Here is a 25,313-nt window from a genome sequence, read left to right as displayed (position 1 = left end):
GGAAAGCGGTATGCCCCACGAAGGCCGCGAACGCACCCACATGCGTTCCCTCTTCTCGGGGGATGCTCGAAGGGGCGCGCCCTGCCGCTCACAAGTCGGATCGCGCGGAAGGCTCCGGCAGCGCGCGACCTCGGAAGCGGAACGGGCAACTATCCACCCACGCCCGGTCGTCCTCCGGACATGACACACCCGAGCCCCGCGCCGTCCCCACGTATGCCCGGCTGGCCGCACTGCGGCCACGGCACCACGACGGAGGACCCGGTCGGCTGCCGCGGCATCCGCGTCCCCGGCCACACCGCGTGCCTGGCCCACTTGTCGGACACTGGCCGCGACGCCTATCTCGCCACCCTGTCCCCCGGCTCGGACATCGACTACCGTGGCACCACCTTCACCGCCGAGTTGCTGGGCCGGTTGCTCGACGCCCTCCGCGACCCCGCCACCGGGCGCCCTTGCTTCGGCACTGCGGGGTTCGATTCAGCGACCTTCCGGAGCGATGTCGGATTCGAATCGGTCACCTTCCAGAAGAACGCCTGGTTCGAAGGGGCGTCCTTCGCAGGTGTCGCCTGGTTCGAATCGACCGTCTTCAACGGCACCGCAGGATTCGGGGCGGCCACCTTCGAAAGCGCGGCCTGGTTCGGGACGACCGTCTTCAAGGGCACCGCAGGATTCGGGGCAGCCACCTTCTCGGGCACCGCCTGGTTCGAATCGACCACCTTCAAGGGCACCGCCAGGTTCGAATCGACCACCTTCAAGGGCACCGCAGGATTCAGGAGAACCGTCTTCGAAAACGTCGCCTGGTTCGAGGAGGCCACGTTCGAGGGCACGGCCGGGCTCGTGGAGAGCACCTTCGCGGGCACCGCCTGGTTCGAATCGACCGCCTTCAGGAACAGCGCTTCGTTCGAGGCGACCACCTTCGAGCGTGATGTCTGCTTCGAAGCCGCCGTCTTCAAGGGCGACGCCAACTTCGCGAGGACCACTTTCAAGGACAACGCCCGGTTCCGGACAGCCGTCTTTGAGGGGAACGCGAAGTTCGAAGCGGCCACCTTCGAAAGCGGCAGCGGATTCGAAGCGGCCGTCATCGAGCGCGACGCCTGGTTCGCGGATACGGTGTTCGATCGGTCGGCGAGTTTCGGCCCGCTGGTGTGTGCCGGGCGGCTGGTGCTGTCGGGGGCGGTGTTCGGCGGCCCGGTGACCCTCTCACTGGCCGCGCACCGACTGGAGTGCCGACGGACCCGCTGGTCGTCGACGGCCGATGTGCGGCTGCGCTACGCGACGGTCGACTTCTCCCACGCGGTCTTCGAGTACCCGCTCACGATCGCCGCGGAGGCTGACCGCTTCGTGCTCCCCAACGGGCGGCCGGTGGAGGAACACGCTCTCGCCGGTGCACCGGACGCCGCGGTGCGGCTGGCCTCGCTACGCGGGGTGGACGCGGCCCATCTGGTCCTGGCCGACGTCGATCTGTCGGGGTGCCTTTTCACCGGGACCGTGCACCTGGACCAGTTGCGGCTGGAGGGTGCCTACTCCTTCGGCGAGGTCCCGCCCGGCACGCACTGGGTGCGCAGTCGGCCGGTACGGTTCACTCCGCGCCGCACCCTGGCCGAGGAGCACCACTGGCGTGCGCGCCGGCCGGGAGCGGTCCGGGGCTGGAACGTGGCGGTGCTCGGCGCCGGTCACGCCGGGCCGGCGCAGTTGGCGCCGGTGTACCGGGCGCTGCGCAAGGCGTTCGAGGACGGCAAGGACGAGCCCGGAGCGGCCGACTTCTACTACGGCGAGATGGAGATGCGCCGCCACGACGCCTCCCGGCCCTGGAGCGAGCGGGCGCTGCTGGCCGCCTACTGGGCCGTCTCCGGCTACGGGCTGCGCGCGGCCCGCGCGCTGGGCTGGCTGGGGGCGGCGATGCTGGTCACCGTCGTGCTGCTGATGAGCTTCGGGATCCCCGAGGACTCGCCGAAGCAGGAGGCGGCCGGCACCGTGCCGCCCGGCGGCGGCACGGTCACCCTCACCATCGGCAAGGCCGACCCGCAGAACCCCACCGGGGACAGGTTCACCGGCGAGCGCTTCGAGAAGGCATTGAACGTCACGCTCAACTCGGTGGTGTTCCGCTCCTCCGGGCAGGACCTGACCACGACGGGCACCTACACCGAAATGGCCTCCCGCCTCGTCGAACCCGTCCTGCTGGGCCTGGCGGTCCTGGCCGTGCGCAACCGCGTCAAACGCTGACCGCCCCTGTGGCGCCCCCCGCACGGCGCGGTGAGCCGCCGCTGACGCCGGGCCAGTGGTGCCACGCAGGGGGCGGCTGCGCCCTGTCCCGACGCCCTGACGCGGAGCCGCGACGACACCCGGCACACGAGCCCTGGGCTCATCAGCCATGGGCGCCCGGGCCGTTGCGATCGAGTGCCGACCGGATCCGGCCGAGCCACTCCGTGCCCAGCCGGCGTCCGCCGGGGAGTTGGTCGTCCCGGTCCCAGCGCCACGCCGTGATCACCGCGAGCACGAGGACGCGGCACTCGCGCAGCAGGTCCTGGTCCACACCCGGATAGTGCTCGCCGACCTCCTCGGGCGCGTGGGCGAGGTCGAACTCGACGGGTCCGCGGCAGCACGTCTCGAAATCCACGAACAGCAGCCCGTTCTCCGTGCCGAGCACGTTGCCCGGGTGCGGCTCGCCGTGCAGCAGCTGCTCGGCGCCGCCGCGCTCGCCGATCGCCCGTCCCAGGCTCCGCAGTGAGCTCGTACTCGGTTGCCGCGACCCCGAGGTGCTGGCGCGGTTCTGGTGCGAGGTCCTGGACTTCGTGGTGCTCGACCGCGAGGAGGGCTGCATCGAGATCGGGCCGCGCGAAGGGTTCGGCGGTCCGCAGCCGACGATCATCCTCAGCCGCAGGGACGAGCCGGAGCCGGGGAAGTCCCGGCTGCACATCGACATCAACGCCACCGACCGCGACCAGGACGCCGAGCTCGAACGCCTTCTGGAACTCGGGGCGCGCCCGGCCGACGTCGGCCAGACCGGCGAGGAGCCCTGGCACGTCCTCGCCGACCCGGAGGGCAACGAGTTCTGCCTGCTCAAGGCCCGCCTCGACCCGCTCTGACGTTCTCCGGCCACGCCCGGTGCCCGGGGGCCGCGCTCAGGCCGGGGTAGCGGGGCCGGGGGCCTCGCCGGTGGGCCGGTCGACGCGGTAGACGTGGTGGGCGCGGCCGTCGGCCGGATTGTCCGGATCCAGGTCGGCCGTGCCGACCCTGCGCAGCCCGGCCTTCTCCAGTGCCCGCCACGACGCGCGGTTGGCCGCGTTCACCGGGACGACGACGGCGGACGCGTCCGGGTGGTCGGTCCAGGTGGCCGCCACGACCGCCCGGACCACGCGCGGCCCCAGCCCCCGTCCCACCCGGGCGGGGTCGCCGATCAGGTAGTCGATCGTGACCGCCGAGTCGGGCAGTTCGACCTGGCCGGCCAGCTCCGCGCGGTAGTCGGGGTAGTCCGCGAAGCGGCACCGCTGCACCAGGGCGACCGGTGCGCCGTCCTCCATCACCAGCAGGTCCTCGGACGGCTCCTCGCCGCGCGCCGCCGGGCCGAAGTCCCGCGCGACCGCCTCCGCGGACGTGTCGTGGTGCCACCACCGCGCCACGTGCGGCTGCGCGAGCCATTCCCGCAGCAGCCCGAAGTCCCCCTCGGTCACCCGCCGCCATGTGAGCATCCCGCCTCCCCACCGCTCCCGGTCCGCGCCGGCTCCGATGGTCCGCCGCGCCGGAGGTCCACCACGGGATGGTCCCAGACCTGGGCGGCGGCGGGAAAACCGTGTGACGCGCGGCGCCCGATCACCGATACTCCGCGCGTGGCCACCTCGAACACCTCGAACACCTGGAACACCTCGGACGCGGACAGGACCGGAACCGGCCCGTCCCCCCGGTCCCCCCTGACCGCGTCGGCCGGCCGTGTCTTCGACACGGTCCCGCCGACGGTGCTGGTACTGCTCGGCATCGTCAGCGTCCAGGTGGGCGCGGCACTGGCCAAGAACCTGTTCGGCGCGGCGGGCAGCTTCGGGACGGTCGCGCTGCGGCTGTTCTTCGCTGCGGCGGTGCTGATGCTGCTGTGGCGGCCGTCGCCGCGCATGAACCGCCGCGCGTGGACGGTGGTGCTCGGCTACGGCGCGGTCCTGGGCCTGATGAACCTGTGCTTCTACCTGGCGCTGGCCCGGATCCCGCTGGGGATCGCGGTGACCATCGAGTTCCTCGGGCCGCTGGGGGTGGCCCTGGCCGGGGCGAGGCGGTGGCTGGACGCCTTCTGGGCCGTGCTCGCGGCGGGCGGGGTCGTCCTGCTGATGGAGGGACGCGGCGAACTCGATCTCGTCGGCTGCCTGTTCGCCCTCGCCGCGGGGGTGTGCTGGGGGCTGTACATCCTGCTCGGCGCGGCGCTGGGCCGCCACACCCCGGAAGGCGACGGCCTGGCTCTGGGCATGGCCGTCGCGGCGCTGATGGCCGTGCCGTTCGGCGTGGCCGACAGCGGGACGGCGCTGCTCCAGCCGTGGGTCCTGGTCGCGGGGCTCGGGGTGGCGCTGCTGTCGTCGGTGATCCCGTACTCGCTGGACCTGGAGGCTCTGCGCAGGATGCCGCCGCGTGTGTTCGGCATCCTGATGAGCCTGGAACCGGCGGTGGCGGCCCTCATCGGCCTGGTGGTGCTGCGGGAGTCGCTGTACTGGTCGCAGTGGCTGGCGGTGCTGTGCGTGGTGGTCGCGTCGGCGGGCGCCACCCGTGCCGCCCGCGCCTCCCTCCCGGACAGCTGACCGCCGACGCCTGCTCGCCGACGCCTGCTCGCCGACACCCGGCCGCCGGCCCGGCACCCGACCACCGGCAGCGGCCCGCGGAGGCCGGCGCGGGGAGACGGCCGCTACGGGGTGCGGGCGCGGGAGGCGAGGTGGTCCTGGAGTTCGCGGTGGCGGAACTGGTAGGCGGTGCCCGCCAGACGCAGCAGCCCGGCGCCGTAGCACCAGTGGAGGAACCGGCCGAGCCGCCACGGGAGCCGGTGGCGGTTCCACCGCCGGGTGCACAGCAGCAGCGCCGCGTACCGCACACCCGCGATCCCGAACAGCAGCCCGGCCGCGAGCGCGAACGCGGGCACGCACACGAGCTCGGCGTCGAAACGCCTCTCCGTGTCCTGCGGGTCGATGCCACCCAGGACGACGGGGGCCGAGCCCCCCGACACGAAACCGAGCACGATACCGAAGACGGTCCCGAACACGAGATTGCCCCGCATGACGTCCCGCGGGTCGGTGGCTCCCGCCACCCCGGGAGCCACCAGCAGAAGCGCTGACGCGAATCCGAGGCCGAGCACGGCGCCGGACGCGCCTCCGGCCGCGAACCCGAGCACGCCCTCGCCCTCGGCGATGTGCCCGGTCACGGATCCGACACCGCCTCCGGCCACGAATCCGTACGCACCCCCGAGTCCGAGCCGCTTCACCGCGCGGCGCCGGCCGGCCGGGTCCCGGAACGGTCGCAGACTCATCCGGTTCGGTCGCGGCATGACCACCGTCCAGGCCACGGACACCGACACCGCGGCCGTCACGAGGAACAGCCCGGCGCCCGTCAGCTGCAGCGGGAGGAACCCCGAGTCGGTGGTCGCCCAGGGAAGCAGCGCGGCGGCGCAGAGGAGCCAGGCGGTCGCGAGGAGAGCGGCGTGGACGGCCCGGGGCAGGCGGGAGCCCGCCAGCGGCCACAGTTCGTGGAGCACGATGTCGGTGCCGGACAGCGGCCATCCGCCCACGGTCCGCCCGGTGGCGGCGTTGTGGTCGAGGTGGACGGCCAGTTCGGTGAGCCAGGCGCGGACCTGTTCGGGGGTGTACCGGGCACGGCGCCGTGTGCCGGACAGGGCGTCGGCGGTGGCTGTGGCGGTGGGGACGAGCAGTCCGAGCAGGTACTCGCTCACCGCCTCGGCGGTGTCCAGCTCCGGGGCGAGCAGCTCGGCCGGGTCGCGCAGGTAGGCGCCGGTCCTCTCGTCGCGCGGCTCGTGGACGAGGGAGGCCAGGGTCAGGCGCCAGGGGGTGGACAGACCGCGGGCCAGCGGGCCGTCGGGGGCCCGCTCCAGTTCGTCGATCACCGGCTGCCAGCGCCCGGGGTCGGCGGCCCGGGCGCGCAGGAAGCCGCCCGCCCCGGCCGCGTCGACGGGGCGGATCTCCACGCGGGCGGCGTCCTGGGCCCACACGCCCCACAGGGCCTCCAGCGCCTCGTAGGCGCGGGTGCGGCAGGTCAGCACCAGTTCGGCCTTGCCGTCGGCGTACTGGTAGCGGTTCAGGGCGCGCACCGCCCGGCCGGCCCGGGAGGCGTAGCCGGGCTCGGGATCGGCGTCCATCTCGTCCAGGCCGTCCAGCACCGGCAGCACCCGCCGGGCCCTGACCAGTTCGCGGGCCGAGGCAGCGGGCAGCCGGTAGGTGTCCCTCAGACGCCGGGCGATCCACTCCCCGAGGTCCTCGTCGGGGTCCCAGGACGCCAGGGACAGCCGTACCGGCACCGGATCGTCCGGTGTGCGCCCCCGCAGCAGACGCAGCATGAGCTGGAGAGCCAGCACGGTCTTGCCCGCTCCCGGGGCCCCGGTGACCACCAGCCTGCGGGGGCGCAGGTCGCGGTAGTAGTCCACGACTCCCCCGAGCCGCCCGCCGGCCCCGGCGCCGGCGGCGGTGTGGGCCGGGGCCGGCCGCAGGACGAACCGGACGTCGATGGTCCTGTCGTGGTCGCCGAGGAGTTGCTGCCGGGCGGTGCGCGTCTCGTCGAGCACCGCTACCGCCAGCCGCGCCGCCACCTCCTGGAGGTTGGTCTCCTGCCAGCGCAGGGCCCGGGCGCTGTGCCGGGCGGCGACCAGGGCCACGGCCAGGGACACCAGGGCGATCACCGCGCCCACCCCGTCGAACGCGCCGTCCACCACGACGCCGCTGCGCGCGGCCCGCGCCCCGAACCCGACGGCCGCCACCAGCGCCACCGCCGCCAGCACCGCCAGTCCCCGACCCTGCCCGCGTCCTCTCCCCATGACGACCCATCATCGCGGAGCCGACACGTCCGCCACCGGGCGGGTCGGGCGGTCCTCCCGCGCGACGGCGGTGCCCAGGCCCGGCAGGCGGACCGGGAGCCGCCGGAGAAGGGCGTCACCACCCTGGCGGCGCTGCTGCCCGAGCAGAGCGCGGCCAAGGCCGTCGATCCGCGTCCCGGCCTGTCGGGCCGCAAGCCGGGGGACGTACGCCCGGACGACCGCGGCGTCCTGCTCGGTACCCTCGCGCCGGGCCGGGCCGAGGTGCCCGACCGGTGCCGGGAACTGGTCGAGGCGAACCCGCTCGAACCACCGACACCCTCCGCCCCCACACCACTGGACGTCCGCCGAACCCAAACCGCCCGGGCCCGCTCCACGCTCCCCCGCCCCCGCTCCCCGCCACCGACTCTGCGCTGCACGAGTTCCACCTGGCAGCCGGGGCAACCCTCCCCTCGTCCGCCGAACCGTCGCCGTTGAACTGCCGCCCTCACAACAGGCACCGGTGGAGGGTTCGCCTTCCTGCCCCGGAGCAGGGCGGGGTTCAGGGCGGCTCTGCTGCCGGAGCCGCCCGACGCCGCATCCGGCAGCGAGCGCCCGTCCCCCTATGCGGGCATCCCCGCGTAGGCGCGCATCGCCGCACGGTCCTGGGGCAGGCCCCATGCCCGCAGGATCTCCAGGAAGTTCACCCATCGCCACGTGCCGTCGTCGAGCGCGGCCAGTACGCGGACCAGGCGCTGCTGACGGTGGTCCAGGTCCGCGAAGGCCGGGAGGCCGGCCGGGCGCTGCCCGCCGAAGGCCAGGCGCAGGGCGGCTGCTGCGACAGCGAAGCAGGCGGGTCCCGTGGCGGCGGCCAGACCGTCCGTCACGGCGTCCAGGGCTTCGGCCGGGTAGCGGTCGGCCAGCTGGGTGAGGCTCGCCGCGGCGTAGCCGCGCAGGTCGCCCTCGTGGAACAGGATGCCGGGCGGGCCGGGCTCCGGGGGGTCCGCCTCGGCGGCGGCCAGCTCGGCGAGCACCTCCGCGCCCACCGCGGCTCCGGAGCCCGTGCTGCCCAGGCGTGCCAGGGCGGTCGCCGCCGCCCACCGCACCGTCCGGTCCCCGGCGGTAAGGAACGTCCCCAGCCTGCCGGCCTGCTCGGCATCACCCAGCAGTCCCACCGCCACCAGCGCCGTGGCCACCACGGCCTGGTCGGTCTCACGGTCGAGCAGCCGGAGCAGCGGCGGCACCGTGCGATCGGCCTCCTCCGGGAACCAGGCCAGGAGGTACGCCGTGGCCGCGCGCACGGCCGGATCGCCGTCGTCCAGCAGCACGCACAGGGCCGGCACCTCCTGCCGCACCGCGCCGTAGGCGCCCAGTTCGGCGCCGGCGGCCCGCAGCTGCGCGTCGACGTCGAGCATCGCGCGGTGCATCTCGCGCACGCGCCGCTCGCCCTCGTCGGACGCCTCCGCCACCCATGCGTCGTACTCGGCGCGTATCCGCTCCGGGTCCTTCGCCGCGAACCGTGCGGTCTCCTGCCGCCAGCCGGTCACGTCGACGCCGCCCGGCAGGTGCGCCTCGTCGTAGCCGATGGCCAGCGCCGCCAGCAGTTCCAGGGCCTCGTGCCTGTCCGGCAGCGAGACGTCGGCCGCCATGCGGGCCAGGAACGGCACGGCCGCGGCCGACGCCTCGTAGCGGCTGCCCTGGTGGAAGATGTTGCCGTACAGCTCGTGCAGGGCCTTGGCCCGCTCCTCGGCGTCCGCCCCGCACAGTGCCCGCAGCTGCTCCGGGACGTCGTCCGCGGCACCGTAGGCGTGCTCCAGTGCCGACCAGTCGATCTCGTCCAGCCCGGCCAGGGGATCGTTCTCCGTCGTCATGGGCGGCAAGGTCTCATACCGCTCTGACAACCAGGGCCTCTGCCCGGGGCGTCCCGGCCCCGCGGGCCCCGGCACCGCGCCTCGTGGCGCTTGCCGCCCCCTGTCAGGCCCCGCGGCCCCGGCCTGACCCATCACAACACCGAGCGCCGCTCCACAGGAGTTGAGCCGGAACCTGTTCTCGTGAAGGGGACCGGTGTCACGTCCTCATCGCGGGTGAGGTGTGGACGGGGGTGACGCGGAAGCCGTCGAGCCAGGCGGTCAGCCGTTGCGCCTCCTGGTCGAGCAGGCGTCGTTCGGCGGGGGTGACGGGCTCCAGCAGCCGCAGGTGTACGCGTCCGGCCACGTCCTGCACCCAGCAGCCCAGCAGCCCACCACACGGCCACCGACCCAGGCGGTCGTACCGGCGTTGCCGCGGCGTTCGAACAGCTGGGCGCGGTGCGGGCCGAGGTAGAAGTCGCGGCCGTGCCGGCCCCATCACGGTCGGGTCGAGGACGGGCAGCAGCGCCGCCCGGAGGCCGGGGTCGGCGACTTCCTGGAGGTCGTCGGGCAGCAGCCGGCCGGTCGCTGCGGTGTCCAGTGTCACGGGGAGCGCGCCGAGGGCGGCGAGGGCGGCGCGGACGATGGTTCTCGTGGCTCTGAGCCACCACACCAGGTCGTCCTCGGTGCCGGGGCCGAAGGTGTACAGCCAGCGGCGCACGATCTCGCGGTAGCCGGCGGCGGGGTCGAGTGCGGCGGGCGTGGTGGTGCCGAGCCAGTGGCGCGTCAGGGTCCAGCGGGGACGGGACGTGCAGCAGCCGGCGGTGTTGGTGCCGCGGACGATGTCGGCGGTCGTCAGCGCGTTCATGCGGGCGTGGCAGGAGAGGTGGACGGTGGCCGGTTCGGTGGCGTGCTGGACGGTCATCGCCCGGGTGACGTCCTGCGGTGATCCGGCGCGGAACGAAGGGACCGGCATGTGCCGGACGGCGAGCCGGGCGCGGCGCTCCGCGTCGGTGACGTGGCGTACGGGCGGGCCGGCGGCGTCCGGTGACCGGCGGGGAAGGTTATCGGCATGCGGGGCATCGTCCCCGGGGCAGAGGTCATTCCCTGGCCTCTACCCCTGTGAATGTTCCCCTGCCGGGGCACACGGCCCCAGCGGCCCGCGAGGGCCGGAAAGAGGAACAGGAACAACGGCATGAGCATCAAGACCGTCGCCCACGTCAACCTGCGCGGCAACGCCCGGGAGGCGCTGGAGTTCTACCGGTCCGTCTTCGGTGGTGACCTCGTCGCCGTCACCTACGCCGACATTCAGGCGGTGACCGAGCCGAAGGAGGCCGACCAGCTCTCGTGGGGTCAGGTGACCTCGCCGGCGGGCTTCCACATCATGGCCTTCGACGTCCCCTCCGCACTGCCGTACGACCAGGGTGTGAGCTCCTACTTCGTCTCCGTCCGCGGCACGGACGCCGACGAGATCAGCCGCTACTGGCACAAGCTCCGCGAGGGCGCCACCATCGTCTCCGGCCTCGCCCCGTCCGCCTGGGCACCGCTGTACGGCATGCTCACCGACCGGTTCGGCGTCACCTGGACCCTCGACGTCGCCACCGAGTACGTCCCCTCCTGAACGGCACGAGGACCACGGGCGTGAGGACACGCGCACCGGGGCGGACCGGCGTCCAGGTCAGCCCCCCGCCCGGGCACCATGGTCTTCGGGAAACCCGGCGATCCCGGTCTCAAGGACTGCGCCCGCACCATCCACCGGGCCCTGGGCGCCGGTGTCAACTTCATCGACACCGCCGACGTCTACGGGTACGGCGAGACCGAGGGGATCATCGGCCCGCGTACGCTCGCACACCTGGAGGACCTGCCGGCGGGCGCGGGCGTGGTGCCGGAGGAAGCGCCCCTCGACCGCATCGACACGCCCGTCCCGCCCGGCACCGACATCGCGGCATGGACATCGCCCATCGACCGCCGGCGCCGCGGGGCCCCGCACCGCGCCGCCGTCCCGCCCGTCGAGCGGGCGGCGGCCCCGACCGGGTGAGAATCACCCGGCGGAGGGATGATTCCCGCGGCGCGTACCGCCGGGCGGCCCGCACGGACCGCCCGGCGGGCACTGCCGGAACCCGGCCCGCCCACCGGGTACGGAGTGAACGACACCGGGACAGACCGGACAGCGCCCTGCCGCGGGGCAGGGGTCGACGGCCCGGGAGAGCGCGAGAGAGGACGGGAACGTGCCCACCAGTTCGGCACCGGCGGCATCTCAGCGCCTGCTCAACCTCCTGAGCCTGCTCCAGACCCGCCGGGACTGGCCGGGCGCGGTCCTCAGCGAACGCCTGCACGTCAGCCCGCGCACCCTGCGCCGCGACATCGACCGGTTGCGTGACCTGGGCTACCCCATCACTGCGACCAAAGGACCCGACGGCGGTTACCGGCTCGGGGCCGGCACCCGGCTGCCTCCCCTGCTTTTCGACGACGAACAGGCCGTCGCCCTCACCATCGCCCTGCGGACGGCCGTGATGAGCGGCGCAGGAATCGAGGAGGCGGCCGGACGCGCGCTGGCCACGCTGAGCCAGGTCATGCCGGCCCGGCTGCGCGCCCGCGTCGACGGCTTCGACGTCACCCCGGTCGCGCACACCGAAGGGAACGGTCAGCCGGCGGACACTCAGACGCTGCTGGCCATCGGCGCCGCCATCCGCACCCGTGAAGAGCTGCGCTTCGACTACCGCACGCCGGGGCGGCCGGAGGACCACGAGACCCACCGGCCGCCCCGGCAGGTGCAGCCCCATCACCTCGTCGCCCGTGCCGGGCGCTGGTACCTCGTCGCATGGGACCCCGGGCACCAGGACTGGCGTGTCCACCGTGTCGACCGGATGACGGTACGCAGCCCCAACGGCCCCCGCTTCACCCCCCGTGAGCTGCCCGGCGGCGACGTGGCGTCCTTCCTGGCCGCCCGCTTCAAAGGCGCGCAGGACACCGGCGCCTGGCCCTGCCGGGCCGACGTCGTCATCGGCCTCCCTCCCGGCCGGGTCCTCCCCTTCATCGGGGACGGCGTCGTCCTGGCGACAGAGCCCGACCGCTGCCGTGTCAGAGTCGGCTCCTGGTCCTGGACCGGCTTGGCAGCATGGCTGCTGCGGTTCGACGCCGAAATCGAGGTGGTGAACTGCCCGGCCCTCCGCCGCGCCTTCGCCGTCGCAGCCGCTCGATCGGCCCGTGCCGCCGGAGGCGACGACGCCGATGCGGCCGGGTGAGCCCCTGCCCGGCGCGGCGGGACGTGCACGGTGACGTCCAGGCCCCTGGCGCACCGCCCTGCTCGCCGGGACCGCCGAGCTCGCGGATCCGGCCCTCCTGGCCGTCCGTGATGCCCGCGGGGATGCGGGCCTTGTGGATGTGCTGTTCCTGGGCACCCCTCCTTCCCCCCTTGCTTACAAACGAAGCGCCCTGTTGGCAACGGCGAGCAGGGCACACTCGACTGCTGTGACGACACCTGACGTCGAAGGTCTGGAGCAGCTTGAGCGTGCCGTTTTGAACGAGGACGCTTCCCTGGCCGCAGCCCTCCGGCAGTTCTTACTCATAGCCGACTATGCCCACCAGGAAGAACTCCGCACCTGGGCGCTGAAGCAGTTGGAAGGATATGAGGTCGGCGAGGAACTGCCCAGATTCCGAGAGGTCGCAGCAACGCTCGAGATAACGCTGGAGCCCCGCACGCCTGGCCGACCACGGATGGAAGACACCCGGAAAATCAGCTCGCACCAGCTTCCTCAGTCGGTACGTGATCGCGGCATCGGGGAGGACGCGCCGATCCGATACGGGGGCAGGGAGATGGAAGCCCTGATCGCCATGGGGTGGAGCCTGGAGGTTCGCCCGCCGGGTTCAGCCGAGTACCTGGCGGAGGTGACGGATGAACTGGGCAACGGATCCACCGTTCTGTCCCTGCACTGGAGAGTGCATCTGACGTCTCTTCGGCAAGTCCTTGACCACATCAGGACACGCTTGACGTTGTTCGTCGCGGAGGTGAGAGCGGCTATGCCGCCCGGCCAGCGGAATCCCGGCCCTGATCAGATCGACTCTGCTGCGCAGCAAGCATTCAACATCACGGGAGGCGACGGAACCACGATCAACATCGTGGCGCCAAGCGCGAAAGCCACTGGTGACAGCACAGCGACCGCCACTGTCGATGAACCCTCGCAGACGCCCCCGCAACCCTGGTGGCACCGCAGCTCAGTGATATGGAGCGCCATCGCGGCGACAGCGGCCGTTGCCGGTGTCATCGCTACCGTGGTCGTGGCGAAATGACACGTTGCCAACTGCTGTGACCGCATAGGCCGGCTGAGTCAGTGATCATGGCGGATCGGGTGGCAGTGCCATCCGATCCGATCGCTGGAGACGTGCTGACCGAACCTGCACAGGTGCGGAGACCGGCTGATCAGGCGGGGCAGAAGCCGAAGCAGCTCGTGCGCCTCGGCACCACCAGCACAGTGCGATACCGGCTCGCGACGCCTAAGGCCGACGGCCTGCCGCCCCGGTGCCCGACGGCTTGCCGGGGCGACCGCCCGGCAGCAGGGCGAGCCCACACAGGCCGCCGACCAGCCAACTGGCCGTCATCCACGTCCCTCCGCCGAAGCCCAGCGCCATGACGAAGGCGACGAGCGATGCCGTGAGGCCGGCAACGGCGATACGCCGCAGGCCGTTGCCTGCCTCCCACTCACGGCGCAGCACCCCGGAGCGCCGCCAGGCCCTCCACAGCACGACACCGACGACCGCCGCCTCTACCACGACGACCCAGGCGGGAACCGAGGGCAGACCGAACGATCCCGTCTCGCCGCCCCACACGTCCATGAGCCCGCCGACCAGGACGACCGGACCGGCCAGGGCGAACACCCCTGCCAGCGAGCGGAGAAAGCCGACACCCACGACCGGCGCGTCGGCGTCGCCGAACGGCACGGCGGCGTGGGACAACGTGTGGAAGCGCTGGGCGGCGCCCCGGAAATCCGTCGCGACGATCCAGCCGAAGGCCGCCGCGAACACCCCCCAAGCCACCGAGAACATCGCCCCTCTCCCTTCGCCGCACATCCGCCCCGGCCGGTACCGGCCCCGGACGTGCCCGCCACGGTACGGCGGCGCCGTCGGCCCTGGGCATGCCGGATTCCGGCAAGGTACGCGCTCGCCGGATGCCGGACCATCGCTGCAGTGGGGGACCCGCGGACTCGACGACCAAGCCGCGGGTGTAAGCGACATGATGCCGGAGGCCGACGGGCGCGGGCTCCGCTCGATGCAGGAGTGATTCGAGCGGATTCCCGAACGATCTCCTCGAACCCTCCCAGCCCTTTTGGATCAAGGTGAGCGGGCTCTCCTCGCCGGAGCGAGGAGAACCCGTCCGCTTTCGTCAGCGGATGCCGAGCGCGCGTAGCGCGCGGTGCTGGGCCGGAGAGGGCTTCGCCAGGAAGAGGATGTAGCAGATGCCTCCCGTACCGCTTCTGACCCGGCCGTTGGCGTCGTAGCGCTTGGTGCGCAGCCAGATGTTCTCGAACTGCTACAACGCGCCATACCAGAAGCGGCACCGCACGGCAAACGACCAGCTCAACGGCGTGGTCCCGTCCCCCGCGGACGGGCCCACGCCGCCCCCGTGCCGACCCCCGTTGCCGTCCGTTCCGGTCCGCTCGGGCCCGTCGTGCTGGCTCGGTGCTGACTCCGCCCACCGGCCCGGGCCATCGGCGCCCTCCCCGCACCACGCTCCCCCACCCAGACGGCTACCTCTCACCGAGGGTGACCGCCTACCAGAGGAACGGACAACGCCTTTGGCGCAGCCGCTCCTCCTCCATACCTTCGTCCTCACCAGAGGATCAAATCATCCGGAGGCACCATGACCGAGCCGCTCTGGGACGTCGCCGCCCTGGCCGAGTTCCTCGGGAAACCCGTCTCCTGGGTCTACGACAACCACGCCAAAGAAGCCATCCCCCGTTTCCGCATCGGCCGGCAGCTGCGCTTCTCCCCCGCCGAAATCCGGGAGTGGATGGAGCGCAAGCGCCGCACAACGACATGAGCAACACACACTTCAGGCCCTGACTCCCTCCCCTGCAATTGAAGCTCCTCCTCATCAGCACGCCGTACCGGACCACAGCAGCAGACAGGCTCGATATGCTCTGGCCACAACTGCTGCTCTTGTACCGAATGCTGGTCAGGCAACAGGAGGGCAGTATGCGGGACGACTTGCTGGTGATCGAACTCGACTTGGGGACCGGACGCGAGGTGTATGTCGCCGAGCGGCCGGTGTAGCACCGGAGGGCCCACGGACACAGCGGCGCACACCCGCTGTGTGCTTCCACCGCTTCCACAACTTCGAGGCCCCGAAAGGGATCCGGGTACCGCTGGTGATCCACGGACGCCTGGGTGGAAGAGTCTGCCTGCGCTTCGCACATCCGGCCGGAAAAGCCTTGGCCGGTGGCCGTCATCCCAAGACGGTCTGACACCTCGCCACCAAACCCCCTGGCTTGATCGCCGCCAGTAACCGCGGCCTCCCCCCGTCCTCGGCAGGCAGCGTGGCCGCGTACCTGACGTACTGGCTGGAGAACGTCGCCGTCCACCACCTCCGCGAGAACACCCATACCCGCTACACCGCCTGCGTCCACCGGTACCTCGTCCCCGGCCTCGGCAAGAAGAAGCTGGCCAAGCTCACCGCCAAGGACGTCCGCACCTGGCTCAACCAGCTCCGTACCATCTGCCAGTGCTGCGCGCGCGGCATCGACGCCCGGCGCGACCAGCCCCGTTGCTGCGCCGCCGGTCGGTGCTGCCGCAAGCTGCTCTCCCCGCCGACGCTGACCTACATCCACTCCGTGCTCAAGTCCGCCCTGGAGCACGCCGTCTGCGAGGAGGAGATCCCACGCAACGTCGCCCGCAACGTCCGCACCGGCACCCCACGGCCCCGGCGCTTCGAACCCCTCACCGCCGACGAAGCCCGCCAGTTCCTCGCGGCCACGGGCGGACACCGGTTGCACGCCCTGTTCGAACTCGCCCTCCACACCGGACTCCGCAAAGGCGAACTCCTCGGCCTCCGCTGGGAAGACCTCAACCTCGACGCAGGTACCGCCGCCATCCGCCGCACACTCCAGCGCACCAATGCCGGCGGTCTCACCACGCTGCCCATCAAGACGCGAGCCTCCGAGCGCCGCATCGCCCTCCCCGCCCGCTGCCTCCAGTCGCTGAAGCTCCACCGCGAGCAGCAGCAGCGCGAACGTGAGGCCGCAGGCACGGCGTGGCAGGACAGCGGGCACGTGTTCACCACGGTGCAGGGCGGGCCGATCGACCCGACCAACCTCACTCGCGCCTTCATCACGCTCCTCCGCAAGGCTGGCCTCCGCCGCATCCGCTTCCACGACCTCCGCCATTCGACCGCGACCCTGCTTCTGGAGCAGGGCGTCGAACTCGTCGTGATCAAGGAACTCCTAGGCCACGCCCACATCGGCGTCACCGCCACCGTCTACGCCCACGTCCGACTCCGCCTCCAGCGCAACGCCATCGACACTCTCAGCACCGCGCTCAGCAGTGGTGGGATCACCGAGACGGCCAGCTCCGATGGCGATGAGCCGCCACCTTGCACCGTCCTTGTCCGCTGACGTTGCCGTCAACTACTGCCGTCAGGCGGTCTCATTGGGCACTACCCACCAAGTGGCGATTCGCGAGTGAAAGCAAGGTCGCGGGCTATAGGGAGAGGGGCAGGTCATCGACCTGCCCCCTCTCGCGATTTACCGCACCCGCCTGCGGAGGTTATTCACCCACGGTGAATCGCCAATCCCACAGAGGTTCCCTCTGGAACCGCGCTAGAACCTCTCCATATTCGATGAGTTCACCGTAATTCGTATCCAGCAAGCCTGATAGCCCCTGGATTACCTCGCCCAGGAGATCGCGAATGCAAGACACTCCCGGGTATTCAAGCGTGATCGCCTGAAACTCGCCGATCTTCTGGCGAATCTCATCCACTTCTTCCTCATCGAATTCATCGAGGACATCCCCGGACGCGTCTACGCCGAAGCTGCATTCTCCCCGATCCAGCCGATCGAAGGTTTCACCCTCGCTGTAGGCACCAGCCTTCTGCAGACGAGCCACGATGCGCTGATGGCTCCCTGGGGGACTGAGGAGAACGATGGTAGGGCGCATGGATCTTCCTGTCGTGACGGGTGCTGATGACGCATCTTGGACTACGGAGCCAAGACATCCAGCAGGACATTCTTGTCGCGAGTGACCATGATGCCGGCCTGCTCAAGACTCTTGATCACGCTTCCTCGCCCTTGCGGGAGGTATACGATGACCGGATAATCCGTCAGACTCTGAGTTCTCAAAGCCTGCTTCAGCGCTCCCTTACCCGAACCCGTTTTGACCTGAACCACGGCGTTCCTGGTCACGATGTCGAAATCCGTGAGCACTTGGCCATCCGCGCCGACAATATCGACTCCCTGCGCCCGGACGTGTCCCGGATAGCGTGCGTTGATGTCGTCAACCAGGTCGGGAACGAGGGGATCGTCTCCCTTTCCGATCACATGCGTTGGGCACCCATTGCTATTGTGAACGAGGACCGGCGTCTCCCCCGCCAGCACATAGTACGTGTGCTCGCCCGGCGGGCGTCACCTGCGTTTTCGCTGGTCAGCGAATTCCGGCCGGTCCGTGGACGTGCGTGGAAGTGCCCTGTCGTACGCCCGTGTTGCCGTCGGCGTTGCCGTCAGAGTGCTGCGCGCGTGAGGGCGGTGGAGTGGGCTTTGGCCGGTGTCCTGCCTGGGTTGGGGTCGGGCATGGTCAGGGGGCCGTACGCTGGCCCGGCAACTCGGGCAGGTCGTGATCCTGCCCGGAATTTGAACGAGTGGCCCCCTGGCCTTGCCCGACGCGGGCCCCGGCCCGGGGAGGTGGGTAAAGCCCACGGAGCCGACCGGCCCCACCTCCGGGCCTTCGCCCCGGCCAACTCCCCGCCGTCGCCTCGCCGTCGGCCTGGCGTTCGCGTGCGGGCGCCTCCGGCTTCCTCAGCGCTTCCGGTGGTCCGCTACGCGTTTCTGCGCGGCCTGGTCGCTGGCCGGCCCGCGGTGGCGGAGCCGAGAGCGGGCCGGGTGGGCGGCCGTGCCGCGCGCGACCCGCGTCAGCGGGTCGCCTTGAAGACGTAGAGAAAGTTTGGACGCATCCCGCTTCGGCGGTACGCCGTGGTCGGTTGCCGAGCGTCCGGCTGGCTGCTGGCCTGGGGCGATGGTCTGCGGGTTGTGGGTCCTGTTCAGGCTGGCGGTGGTGGTTCTATTCGGCTCGCGTGACCTTGGCGTGGTCGGTGAAGACGCGTCTGAACAGGTTGTGACCGGTGCGTCCGGTGTGGCGGAGTGCCCAGTCCTGTGCGGCTTCCTGCTCGGCGTGGGGTCCGGATTCGGCTTCACAGTTGGCAGCGGTGCAGAACGCCTCGTAGGTGATGCCGCCTTCAGGGGCGTGGCGGATGGTGTGGGTGATGTGCCGGTATACGGCGCGGGGGCTCACTGGTGACCCTCGGGGTGGCGTCGCATGTAGACGTTGCAGTCGCTGACGGTGGTCATGTCGCCGACCGTGCGGGCCCGGTCGCGTACGTTGGCCAGTTCGGCGCAGCCCGCGCAGCCTTCAACGGGAGTCGGCTCCAGTTCCAGGCGCAAGGGGAGTTCGACCGGCTGGGTGGAGTACCTGGTCGGCTCCGTCATTGCACATCGCCACCTCTCGAACGTCACATGGCCCGACCTCTTGACAGGTTGGTGCTCTAGTTCAGTATTCGAGTGGCCGAAGCACTCCCGCTACGGTTCGTAGTGCACTAGTGTCCCTCACTGACACCACGTCAACTCAACGGAGGGGCACGCCTTATGCCCAGTCCCAAGACGTTCACGAAGATCGCGGATCACTTCCGGGAACGCATCCTGTCGGGAGAACTTGAGCCGGGCGCCAAGCTGCCGACGAACCGGGAGATCGCCGGCCAGTGGCAAGCCGCAGCCGCCACCGTCTCCCGCGCCTTGCAGGCCCTCCAGGTCGAGAACTTCATCCGCACCACCCCGCGCGGCACCTACGTTGCCGACGACCCGCGCTGGACGCTGTCGGCGCGCGACCGGCTGGCCCGGGTCCAGCGGGTGAAATCGTTCCTGGCCGAGGGTGAGACGAGTCGGGTGACGGCCGCCGAACTGACCACCCCGCCGCTGTATGTGGCGGAGATCTTCGACCTGGAGGCCGGGGACCAGGTGGTGCGGCGCGAGTGGCTGGCCGGACGGGGCAAGACCCGGACCGTGTTCGCGGTGACCTGGTACCCGGCCCCGTTCGCCGCCCTCGTGCCGGACCTGCTGAACACCGCCCCGGGCCGCAATCACGGACTGTCCGCCCGGGTCCTGGAAGCCACCGAGCGCACGATCACCCACGCCCGCGACGACATGCACGCCCGCCCCGCTGACGCCCGCGAGGCGAGCGCGCTGGGACTGCCGGTCGGCTCCCCGATCCTGGCCGGCGCCCACCGCTGGTCGGACGCAGAAGGGATCATCGAGTACGGGGAGTGGTGTCTGCCGCCCCGGTTCACCATCGGCTACGAGTACCAGCCCTGACCGGTCCACGCGAAGCGTCTCCGAATGCCAGCCTGCGGCGTTCGGAGACGCTGCCGTTCACGTGTCCGCCTCAGTCCACGTCGCGGCCTTCGAGGCGTTCGACGCGCTCCTCCAGCTCCTCGATCCGCTCCAGGGCTCGTTCCAGCTTGTAGGCCAGATCCGCCACTCCGGCAGCCGCCGGGAACTCCTTCTGTGGGGCAGTCGACGCTTCGTCCGACTCGTCCACCGGCTGAACCGTGACGGGCACCTCTGTGCCGAACTCGCCCCCCACGACGACATACGCCATCGACCCGTTGCGCTGGTGGGCCTTCTTCATCCTGCCCTCCAAGGCGAGGAAGGTCAGGGCCTGGTCCGCGGATTCCGGGTCGCCGCCGATCGTGTCGACCACCTCGTCCACTGTGACCCTGGCCCCCCTGGCCAGTGATCCATCCCTGATCTTGCGGACCAGACGGCCGTGGATGAGCTGCGTGGCGAAGCCGTGGTCGTCCCAGTCGCGCACGTACACCTCATCGCCGGGCAGCTCGCCGGGATAGCGCAAGAGGAAGTTGCCGGCCAGCAGGGAGATGGCGTTGGTGACCACGCTGAGCGGCACCGCGTAGTGCTCCGCCAGGACCTCGCGCGCGGGAAGCCTGGCCCCGGGGGCCAGGGTGCCGGAGTAGATCTGCTGCTGGAGATCGCCAGCGACCTTCTCGAAGGCGTCCTCGAAGTCGGCTGAGCGCGTGACGAATGTGCCGCGCCCCTGGCGGGCGATGACCCAGCCCTCGTTCCTAAGTAGCCGGATCGCCTTCTGCACCGTCAGGCTGGACGCCTTGTAGGTCTGCATGAGCTGGCTCTGCGTCGGCAGGAGCTGACCGGGCCGTAGCTCGCCGTCCCGGATCTGCTGCCGCAGGTCGTCCGCAATGCGTTCGAACGTCAAGCGCGCTTTGTCAGCAGCAGCCATGTCCATCCCTGGTCCCAGTCCGATTCCACCCGCCGCAGGCCGCCCGCTGACTGTCGCGTTTCACCAGCTCAGCGGCCTCACGGGTCAGAGTAGCCGCCTGATGGATGGACCACCGCAAGAACGGATGGAACTCAATAGGAATGGACTTCGGATGGAATAAATGTATGGTTGCGGCACGCGATCACTCACACGGGTGACTCGCACCCCTCTACCTGGAGGTTTGCCGTGAAGACCATGCCCATCGACCAGTCCCAGGCCCTGGTAATCCTGGCCTCCGAGTCCCGCCCGCACTTCAAGGACCGCGAAGGCCAGCAGCCCGCGATCGACCGGCCCACCGGCGCCCACCTGTACCTGGTGGACGTGATGTTCGCCTTCAACGGTCGCGCCGAAGTGATCACCGTGAAGGTCCCGGAGCCCGGTCTCGGCAAGGGCCTCAAGGTCGGCCTGCCGGTCGTCTTCACCGGGCTTGTCGCCTCGGCCTGGGAGAACGAGATCAACGGCAAGGACCGGCACGGCATCTCCCTGCGCGCCGACGCCGTCACCGCCAAGGCCGGTGCCTGATGACCGACAGCCCCCTCGGCCTTGTGCTCCTGACCGTGGTCGTTCTCGGCGTCCTCGGGCTGCTGGGCTGGGCAGGCTTCTGCTTCGCCCGCTGGTACCGGGCCGATGCCGAGACCCGGGTCAGTCTGCGGCAGGCGCGGCGGCTGCGGTGGGGCTGGAAGCGGCTCGCCCCGATGCTGGGCCTGGCGGTCAAGGACGCCACCCCGACCGTGCTCCAGCAGTACGGCCCGCAGGACCAACCGACCAAGCCGCGCGTGCTGGTGCCGCGCCTGCGCACCCGCGCCGATGCCTTCGGCGTCACCGTCACCGCCGATGCGCTGCCGCAGGTCGGGCTGAGCGCCTGGCAGGACGCCAGCGAGGGCCTGTGTGACGCCTGGGGGATGCGTCGCATCCGGATCAGTCAGCCCAAGCCCGGAGTGATCGTCGCGCGCGGCTTCCGGCGTGAGCCGCTGGAGGCGGTGATCCGGTCACCACTCCTTGGCCCGGACGGCTCCCCCGTCTGCCGACCGGGGCAGTTCGTCTCCACCGATGATGTGCTGCTCGGCTGGGACGAGGACGGCACCCCGATCGTGCTCAACCTTGCCTATTCCGCGCACGCCCTGGTCGCCGGCCTCACCCGCTCTGGTAAGTCGATCACCGTCAACACCCTGCTCGCCTACGCCTCGCTCATGCGGGACGTGCGGCTGATCGTGATCGACCCTAACCTCGGTGCGGTCGCGCCCTGGTGGCGTACCGCCTACAAGGTCTCCGACGCCGTCCATCCCGACGAGCCGACCGAGATCCTGCGCTGGGTCCGCGAGGAGATGCAGCGCCGGGAGCGGCTGTTCTGGTCCGGTCGCACCGACCGCATCACCGAGTTCAGCCCGGAGCTGCCGTTGCTGCTGGTGGTGATCGACGAGGTGGCGAACTACACCCGGCACCCGGACCGCAAGGCCCGCGAACGCTTCGAGGCCGAGCTGCTGGCCATCGCCAGCCAGGGCGCCAAGTTCGGTATCCGGCTGTGGCTGCTCACCCAGAAGCCCTCCGCCGACGTGCTCACCACCGCCGTACGAACCAACCTGTCCGCCCGGATCTGCCACCGCGTCGACACCGTCGAGGACTTCCTGCACCTCTTCCCCGACGGCCGGGAACTGGACATCACCGCCGCCGACCGCACCATGCCCCAGGGCGTGTCCATCGCCTCCGTTGGCGACATGCGCACCCCCGTCCGGCTGCGCTCGGTCTACCTGCCCACCGAAGCCTGCTGGCAGATCAACGACCTGATGTGCGCCGAAGGGTTCAAGGTCCGCGAGCTGCCCGACCGCGTCGACCTGGGCAAGGCGGCGTGACCGCCGCCTCCTGGTCCCGTTTCGCAGTGATCCCCGGCAAGGGCGTGTAGTCGCCAAACCCTCGCCCCTGCCGGGGCCTCCCTCCCCAATCCATCCACGGCACACGCGTGTGCCGCAGTGCAGAGAGGTCCCGCCAGCATGCCACCGCGCGACCCGACCACCACAATCCCCCGCCCCGAACCCGCCATGGCCGCGCTGCCCACGTTCACCGGGTACCGCGACCTGCTCGGCCTGGTACGGCAGCTGTCCTCGCTCGGCGGGTGCGCCCAGCCGATCCGGCTCGAAGGCCACCGCACCGAGATCGACGCCTTCACCGGCGAGATCCTGCGCGAACTGAAGTCCAAGGAACTGCCCGCCGGGCACCTTCTGGTCCGCTGCGGCAACCGCCGCATCACCCGCTGCCCCTCCTGCGCCGAGCTCTACCGGCAGGACACCTACCAGCTCATCGCCGCCGGCCTGCGCGGCGGCAAGAACATCCCCGAACAGGTCACCTCCCATCCCCGCGTCTTCGCCACCCTCACCGCACCCTCCTACGGACCCGTGCACGGGCGACACGTGGGCGGCTCCGCCCGCTGCCGTTGCGGACGCACCCACCCCAAGGGCGACCCGCTCCTCGGCACCGCGCTCGACCCGGAGCGCTACGACTACACCGGCGCGGTGCTGTGGAACGCCCATGCCCCGGCCCTGTGGGCCCGCTTCATGCTCCACCTGCGCCGCACCATCGCCGCCGCAGCTGGTGTCCCGCAACGCCTGCTCTCCAAGGTCATCCGGGTCTCGTACGCCAAGGTCGCCGAGTACCAGCAGCGCGGACTGATCCACTTCCACGCCGTCATCCGCCTCGACGGCCCCGCAGGCCCCTACACCCCGCCGCCCGCCTGGGCCACACCCGACCTGCTGGCCGATGCCATTCGGATCTCGGCCACCCGCGCCCGCATCGACGGGCCGGAGGTCAACGGCCGGGCCCGTGCCTTCGTCTTCGGCGAGCAGATCGACACCAGGATCATCCGGTCCACGGCCTTCCAGGCCGGGACCACGATCACCGAGGGCAAGGTCGCCGGATACGTCGCCAAGTACGCCACCAAGGGCACCGAAACCGCGACCGGCACCCTCGACCACCGTCTGAGGAGGATCACCGACCTCTGGTTCGAGTCCGTGCCCGAGCACGCCGCCCGGATGATTCGCACCGCCTGGTCCCTCGGCGCCCGCGAGGACCTCAAGCACCTGAACCTGCGCAAGTGGGCCCACATGCTCGGCTTCCGCGGCCACTTCTCCGCCAAGACCCGCGCCTACTCCACCACCCTCGGCGCCCTCCGGGCCGCCCGCGCCGCCTGGCACCGCCGACACACCCCTCCGCCCTCACCAACCACCCTCGTCCTCACCTACTGGACCTACGACGGCACCGGCCTCACCCCCGACCTCGAACGCCTCGCCGCACTCATCCACGGCGGCCCGACGGGCGAACAGGAGGTAGCGACTCGTGCGTGACGACGAACTCCTCACCGTCCCCGAGGTCATGGCCCGGCTCAAGATCGGCCGCTCCGCCCTCTATGACCTCCTGCGCACCCGCCGCCTGGCCTCGCTGACCATCGGCCGCGCCCGCCGTATCCCCGCCCACGCCCTCGCTGACTACGTCCAGCGCCACCTGGAAGAGGCCGCCTGATGACCGCCCCCATGCGCAAGAAGGCCCGCGCCAACGGCGAAGGCACCATCTACCAGCGCAAGGACGGCCGCTGGGAAGCCGCCGGCTACGTCCTCGCCGCCAACGGCACCCGCAAACGCGTCCGCGTCTACGGCACCACCCGCAAGAATGCGGCCGACAAGCTCGCCGAGAAGATCGCCGACAGCAACCGCGGCCTGCCCGTCGCCACCGCCGACAGCACCGTCGGCGACTACCTCACCTACTGGCTCGGCAGCGTCGCCGTCCACCGGCTTCGGGAGAACACCCACACCCGCTACGCGGCCTGCGTCCGCCTCCACCTCATCCCCGGCCTCGGCACCAAGAAGATCGCGCGCCTCACCGCCAAGGACGTCCGCACCTTCCTCGACCGGCTCCGCACGACCTGCCAGTGCTGCGCCCAAGGGGTAGACACCGAACGGAAGAAGTGCTGCGCGGTCGGCGAGTGCTGCCAGAAGCGGCTGTCCGCTTTGACCGTGACCTACGTGCACTCGGTGCTGAAGTCGGCACTGGAATACGCCGTCCGCGAAGACGAGCTGCCCCGCAACGTCGCCGGCAACGTCAAGACCACCACGCACCAGCCCAGGCGCTTCCGTCCGCTCACCGCCACCGAGGCCCGCCAGTTCCTCGACGCGGCCCGCACCGACCGGCTCCACGCGCTGTACGAACTCGCCCTGCGAACCGGACTCCGCAAAGGCGAACTCCTCGGCCTCCACTGGGAAGACCTCGACCTCACCACCGGTACGGCCAGCATCCGCCGCTCACTCCAGCGCACCCGCACCGGCGGTCTCACACATTTGCCCACCAAGACCCGAGCGTCCGAACGCCGCATCGCCCTCCCGACCGAATGCCTCCATTCCCTCAAGGAATACAAGGAGCGGCAGGACATGGAGCGCCAGGCTGTCGGCTCGGGCTGGAAGGGCAGTGGCCTGGTCTTCACCACGCCGACCGGTGGACCTCTCGACCCTGCCAACCTCACCCGTCGCTTCCGTAGCTTCCTCGACCGGGCCAGACTCCGCCGCATCCGCTTCCACGACCTCCGGCACTCAACCGCGACCCTTCTCCTGGAGCAGGGCGTGGACCTCGTCGTCATCAAGGAACTCCTCGGCCACGCCCACATCGGCGTCACCGCCGGCGTCTACGCCCACGTACGGCTCCGCCTGCAACGCCAAGCCATCGACGCCCTGGGCAACGCCCTTAGCCCGACCGACGGCGACCGTGACGACCCACCCACCGCAGCAGTCGTCCGTTGACGTTGCCGTCAGCGTTGCCGTCAAACGCCACAGGAGCCCCGCCGGAATTTCCTTCCGACGGGGCTCCTCGATTCCCTCAGATCTCTTATCGGGACGCTTTAGTGGCTTATAGATCCCTGGCCTGATGCCCCATTGCCGTGGACCGAAAACAGGGCGCTC

24 protein-coding genes and 3 pseudogenes are annotated in these 25,313 nt (G+C 70.9%); 15 read left to right on the top strand and 12 right to left on the bottom strand.

Annotated features, from left to right (window positions below; genetic code table 11):
* The first annotated feature begins 180 nt into the window (after positions 1-180).
* The gene (locus QPK52_RS23330; RefSeq protein ID WP_410539424.1) at positions 181-2,220 is read left to right on the top strand and encodes a pentapeptide repeat-containing protein; all 2,040 of its coding nucleotides are present in this window, start codon (positions 181-183) and stop codon (positions 2,218-2,220) included.
* Positions 2,221-2,362: 142 nt separating this feature from the next.
* Here the strand turns inward: QPK52_RS23330 and QPK52_RS23325 are convergent.
* Positions 2,363-2,722, bottom strand: a pseudogene (locus tag QPK52_RS23325) (phosphotransferase family protein); the annotation flags it as partial.
* On the opposite strand from QPK52_RS23325, the gene QPK52_RS23320 reads away from it, so the two are divergent.
* The gene (locus QPK52_RS23320) at positions 2,700-3,083 is read left to right on the top strand and encodes a VOC family protein (protein ID WP_410540448.1); all 384 of its coding nucleotides are present in this window, start codon (positions 2,700-2,702) and stop codon (positions 3,081-3,083) included. The pseudogene QPK52_RS23325 and the gene QPK52_RS23320 sit on opposite strands and share 23 nt — an antisense overlap.
* A 36-nt stretch (positions 3,084-3,119) precedes the next feature.
* Here the strand turns inward: QPK52_RS23320 and QPK52_RS23315 are convergent, their stop codons facing one another.
* The gene (locus tag QPK52_RS23315; protein WP_410539422.1) at positions 3,120-3,686 is read right to left on the bottom strand and encodes a GNAT family N-acetyltransferase; all 567 of its coding nucleotides are present in this window, start codon (positions 3,684-3,686) and stop codon (positions 3,120-3,122) included.
* 138 nt (positions 3,687-3,824) lie between these two features.
* Here QPK52_RS23315 and QPK52_RS23310 point away from each other — a divergent pair, with 138 nt between their 5' ends.
* Positions 3,825-4,772: an EamA family transporter gene (locus tag QPK52_RS23310; RefSeq protein ID WP_410539421.1), complete on the top strand. Its 948-nt coding sequence runs from the start codon at positions 3,825-3,827 to the stop codon at positions 4,770-4,772.
* A 104-nt stretch (positions 4,773-4,876) separates the two neighbouring features.
* On the opposite strand, the gene QPK52_RS23305 is transcribed toward QPK52_RS23310, so the two are convergent.
* The 3 genes and pseudogenes from QPK52_RS23305 to QPK52_RS23295 all read right to left on the bottom strand — a co-directional run.
* Positions 4,877-7,006, bottom strand: coding sequence for an NACHT domain-containing protein (locus QPK52_RS23305; RefSeq protein ID WP_410539419.1), 2,130 nt, complete (start codon positions 7,004-7,006; stop codon positions 4,877-4,879).
* Positions 7,007-7,605: 599 nt separating this feature from the next.
* A complete protein-coding gene (locus tag QPK52_RS23300) occupies positions 7,606-8,853 on the bottom strand; it encodes a HEAT repeat domain-containing protein (RefSeq protein WP_410539418.1) in 1,248 nt (415 codons plus the stop codon).
* A gap of 196 nt (positions 8,854-9,049) precedes the next feature.
* A pseudogene (locus QPK52_RS23295) lies at positions 9,050-9,832 on the bottom strand (DNA glycosylase AlkZ-like family protein); the annotation flags it as partial.
* Between the two features lie 192 nt (positions 9,833-10,024).
* Between QPK52_RS23295 and QPK52_RS23290 the strand changes: the two are divergent.
* From QPK52_RS23290 to QPK52_RS23275, 4 genes are all read left to right on the top strand, one after another.
* Positions 10,025-10,450 (top strand): VOC family protein, encoded by a 426-nt coding sequence (locus QPK52_RS23290; protein WP_410539416.1) that lies wholly within the window; start codon positions 10,025-10,027, stop codon positions 10,448-10,450.
* A gap of 78 nt (positions 10,451-10,528) precedes the next feature.
* Positions 10,529-10,867 (top strand): aldo/keto reductase, encoded by a 339-nt coding sequence (locus tag QPK52_RS23285; RefSeq protein WP_410539415.1) that lies wholly within the window; start codon positions 10,529-10,531, stop codon positions 10,865-10,867.
* A gap of 190 nt (positions 10,868-11,057) precedes the next feature.
* Complete coding sequence (locus tag QPK52_RS23280) at positions 11,058-12,074, top strand: helix-turn-helix transcriptional regulator (RefSeq protein WP_410539414.1); 1,017 nt, start codon at positions 11,058-11,060, stop codon at positions 12,072-12,074.
* Between the two features lie 226 nt (positions 12,075-12,300).
* The gene (locus tag QPK52_RS23275) at positions 12,301-13,119 is read left to right on the top strand and encodes a hypothetical protein (RefSeq protein WP_410539413.1); all 819 of its coding nucleotides are present in this window, start codon (positions 12,301-12,303) and stop codon (positions 13,117-13,119) included.
* Between the two features lie 204 nt (positions 13,120-13,323).
* Here QPK52_RS23275 and QPK52_RS23270 read toward each other — a convergent pair whose 3' ends face one another.
* Together QPK52_RS23270 and QPK52_RS23265 are read right to left on the bottom strand one after the other, a co-directional pair.
* Complete coding sequence (locus tag QPK52_RS23270) at positions 13,324-13,872, bottom strand: hypothetical protein (RefSeq protein ID WP_410539412.1); 549 nt, start codon at positions 13,870-13,872, stop codon at positions 13,324-13,326.
* 337 nt (positions 13,873-14,209) lie between these two features.
* Positions 14,210-14,356, bottom strand: a pseudogene (locus QPK52_RS23265) (peptidase C39 family protein); the annotation flags it as partial.
* Positions 14,357-14,686: 330 nt separating this feature from the next.
* Between QPK52_RS23265 and QPK52_RS23260 the strand changes: the two are divergent.
* Together QPK52_RS23260 and QPK52_RS23255 are read left to right on the top strand one after the other, a co-directional pair.
* Complete coding sequence (locus tag QPK52_RS23260; RefSeq protein ID WP_410539411.1) at positions 14,687-14,866, top strand: helix-turn-helix domain-containing protein; 180 nt, start codon at positions 14,687-14,689, stop codon at positions 14,864-14,866.
* A gap of 448 nt (positions 14,867-15,314) precedes the next feature.
* Positions 15,315-16,436, top strand: coding sequence for a tyrosine-type recombinase/integrase (locus QPK52_RS23255; RefSeq protein ID WP_410539410.1), 1,122 nt, complete (start codon positions 15,315-15,317; stop codon positions 16,434-16,436).
* 151 nt (positions 16,437-16,587) lie between these two features.
* Here the strand turns inward: QPK52_RS23255 and QPK52_RS23250 are convergent, their stop codons facing one another.
* The 4 genes from QPK52_RS23250 to QPK52_RS23235 form a co-directional block, all read right to left on the bottom strand.
* Positions 16,588-16,926: a hypothetical protein gene (locus QPK52_RS23250; protein WP_410539409.1), complete on the bottom strand. Its 339-nt coding sequence runs from the start codon at positions 16,924-16,926 to the stop codon at positions 16,588-16,590.
* A 92-nt stretch (positions 16,927-17,018) separates the two neighbouring features.
* Entirely contained in the window at positions 17,019-17,357 is a 339-nt protein-coding gene (locus QPK52_RS23245) for a hypothetical protein (RefSeq protein ID WP_410539407.1), read from the bottom strand.
* Between the two features lie 736 nt (positions 17,358-18,093).
* Positions 18,094-18,324, bottom strand: a complete 231-nt coding sequence (locus tag QPK52_RS23240) for a hypothetical protein (RefSeq protein ID WP_410539406.1) — start codon at positions 18,322-18,324, stop codon at positions 18,094-18,096.
* The gene (locus QPK52_RS23235; RefSeq protein WP_175513419.1) at positions 18,321-18,518 is read right to left on the bottom strand and encodes a hypothetical protein; all 198 of its coding nucleotides are present in this window, start codon (positions 18,516-18,518) and stop codon (positions 18,321-18,323) included. The genes QPK52_RS23240 and QPK52_RS23235 overlap by 4 nt, the downstream gene beginning before the upstream one ends.
* A gap of 156 nt (positions 18,519-18,674) precedes the next feature.
* Here QPK52_RS23235 and QPK52_RS23230 point away from each other — a divergent pair, with 156 nt between their 5' ends.
* On the top strand, positions 18,675-19,397 hold the full coding sequence (locus QPK52_RS23230; protein ID WP_410539405.1) for a GntR family transcriptional regulator: 723 nt from the start codon (positions 18,675-18,677) through the stop codon (positions 19,395-19,397).
* A 70-nt stretch (positions 19,398-19,467) separates the two neighbouring features.
* On the opposite strand, the gene QPK52_RS23225 is transcribed toward QPK52_RS23230, so the two are convergent.
* Positions 19,468-20,313: a GntR family transcriptional regulator gene (locus QPK52_RS23225; protein WP_410539404.1), complete on the bottom strand. Its 846-nt coding sequence runs from the start codon at positions 20,311-20,313 to the stop codon at positions 19,468-19,470.
* 258 nt (positions 20,314-20,571) lie between these two features.
* Between QPK52_RS23225 and QPK52_RS23220 the strand changes: the two genes are divergently transcribed.
* From QPK52_RS23220 to QPK52_RS23200, 5 genes are all read left to right on the top strand, one after another.
* Positions 20,572-20,898, top strand: a complete 327-nt coding sequence (locus QPK52_RS23220) for a hypothetical protein (protein ID WP_410540446.1) — start codon at positions 20,572-20,574, stop codon at positions 20,896-20,898.
* Positions 20,898-22,226 (top strand): FtsK/SpoIIIE domain-containing protein, encoded by a 1,329-nt coding sequence (locus QPK52_RS23215; RefSeq protein ID WP_410539403.1) that lies wholly within the window; start codon positions 20,898-20,900, stop codon positions 22,224-22,226. Before QPK52_RS23220 ends, QPK52_RS23215 begins: the two co-directional genes overlap by 1 nt.
* Positions 22,227-22,364: 138 nt before the next feature.
* Positions 22,365-23,711, top strand: a complete 1,347-nt coding sequence (locus QPK52_RS23210) for a replication initiator (RefSeq protein ID WP_410539402.1) — start codon at positions 22,365-22,367, stop codon at positions 23,709-23,711.
* Positions 23,704-23,886, top strand: a complete 183-nt coding sequence (locus QPK52_RS23205) for a helix-turn-helix domain-containing protein (RefSeq protein WP_127434669.1) — start codon at positions 23,704-23,706, stop codon at positions 23,884-23,886. Before QPK52_RS23210 ends, QPK52_RS23205 begins: the two co-directional genes overlap by 8 nt.
* Complete coding sequence (locus tag QPK52_RS23200) at positions 23,886-25,154, top strand: tyrosine-type recombinase/integrase (RefSeq protein ID WP_410539401.1); 1,269 nt, start codon at positions 23,886-23,888, stop codon at positions 25,152-25,154. The genes QPK52_RS23205 and QPK52_RS23200 overlap by 1 nt, the downstream gene beginning before the upstream one ends.
* Positions 25,155-25,313: the final 159 nt, after the last annotated feature.

Source organism: Streptomyces sp. KL2, from assembly GCF_046529545.1.
GTDB classification, from domain to species: domain Bacteria; phylum Actinomycetota; class Actinomycetes; order Streptomycetales; family Streptomycetaceae; genus Streptomyces; species Streptomyces radiopugnans.
The sequence above is the reverse complement of the archived record's forward strand: the minus strand, read 5'-3'. Positions and strand labels throughout refer to the sequence as shown.

Excerpts from the sequence above, each read along its gene's own strand:
- QPK52_RS23330 (WP_410539424.1), top strand. The coding sequence starts at position 181 with ATGACACACCCGAGCCCCGCGCCGTCCCCACGTATGCCCGGCTGGCCG.
- QPK52_RS23315 (WP_410539422.1), bottom strand. The coding sequence starts at position 3,686 with ATGCTCACATGGCGGCGGGTGACCGAGGGGGACTTCGGGCTGCTGCGG.
- QPK52_RS23305 (WP_410539419.1), bottom strand. The coding sequence starts at position 7,006 with ATGGGGAGAGGACGCGGGCAGGGTCGGGGACTGGCGGTGCTGGCGGCG.
- QPK52_RS23300 (WP_410539418.1), bottom strand. The coding sequence starts at position 8,853 with ATGACGACGGAGAACGATCCCCTGGCCGGGCTGGACGAGATCGACTGG.
- QPK52_RS23290 (WP_410539416.1), top strand. The coding sequence starts at position 10,025 with ATGAGCATCAAGACCGTCGCCCACGTCAACCTGCGCGGCAACGCCCGG.
- QPK52_RS23285 (WP_410539415.1), top strand. The coding sequence starts at position 10,529 with ATGGTCTTCGGGAAACCCGGCGATCCCGGTCTCAAGGACTGCGCCCGC.
- QPK52_RS23270 (WP_410539412.1), bottom strand. The coding sequence starts at position 13,872 with ATGTTCTCGGTGGCTTGGGGGGTGTTCGCGGCGGCCTTCGGCTGGATC.
- QPK52_RS23260 (WP_410539411.1), top strand. The coding sequence starts at position 14,687 with ATGACCGAGCCGCTCTGGGACGTCGCCGCCCTGGCCGAGTTCCTCGGG.
- QPK52_RS23235 (WP_175513419.1), bottom strand. The coding sequence starts at position 18,518 with ATGACGGAGCCGACCAGGTACTCCACCCAGCCGGTCGAACTCCCCTTG.
- QPK52_RS23230 (WP_410539405.1), top strand. The coding sequence starts at position 18,675 with ATGCCCAGTCCCAAGACGTTCACGAAGATCGCGGATCACTTCCGGGAA.
- QPK52_RS23220 (WP_410540446.1), top strand. The coding sequence starts at position 20,572 with ATGCCCATCGACCAGTCCCAGGCCCTGGTAATCCTGGCCTCCGAGTCC.
- QPK52_RS23215 (WP_410539403.1), top strand. The coding sequence starts at position 20,898 with ATGACCGACAGCCCCCTCGGCCTTGTGCTCCTGACCGTGGTCGTTCTC.
- QPK52_RS23210 (WP_410539402.1), top strand. The coding sequence starts at position 22,365 with ATGCCACCGCGCGACCCGACCACCACAATCCCCCGCCCCGAACCCGCC.
- QPK52_RS23200 (WP_410539401.1), top strand. The coding sequence starts at position 23,886 with ATGACCGCCCCCATGCGCAAGAAGGCCCGCGCCAACGGCGAAGGCACC.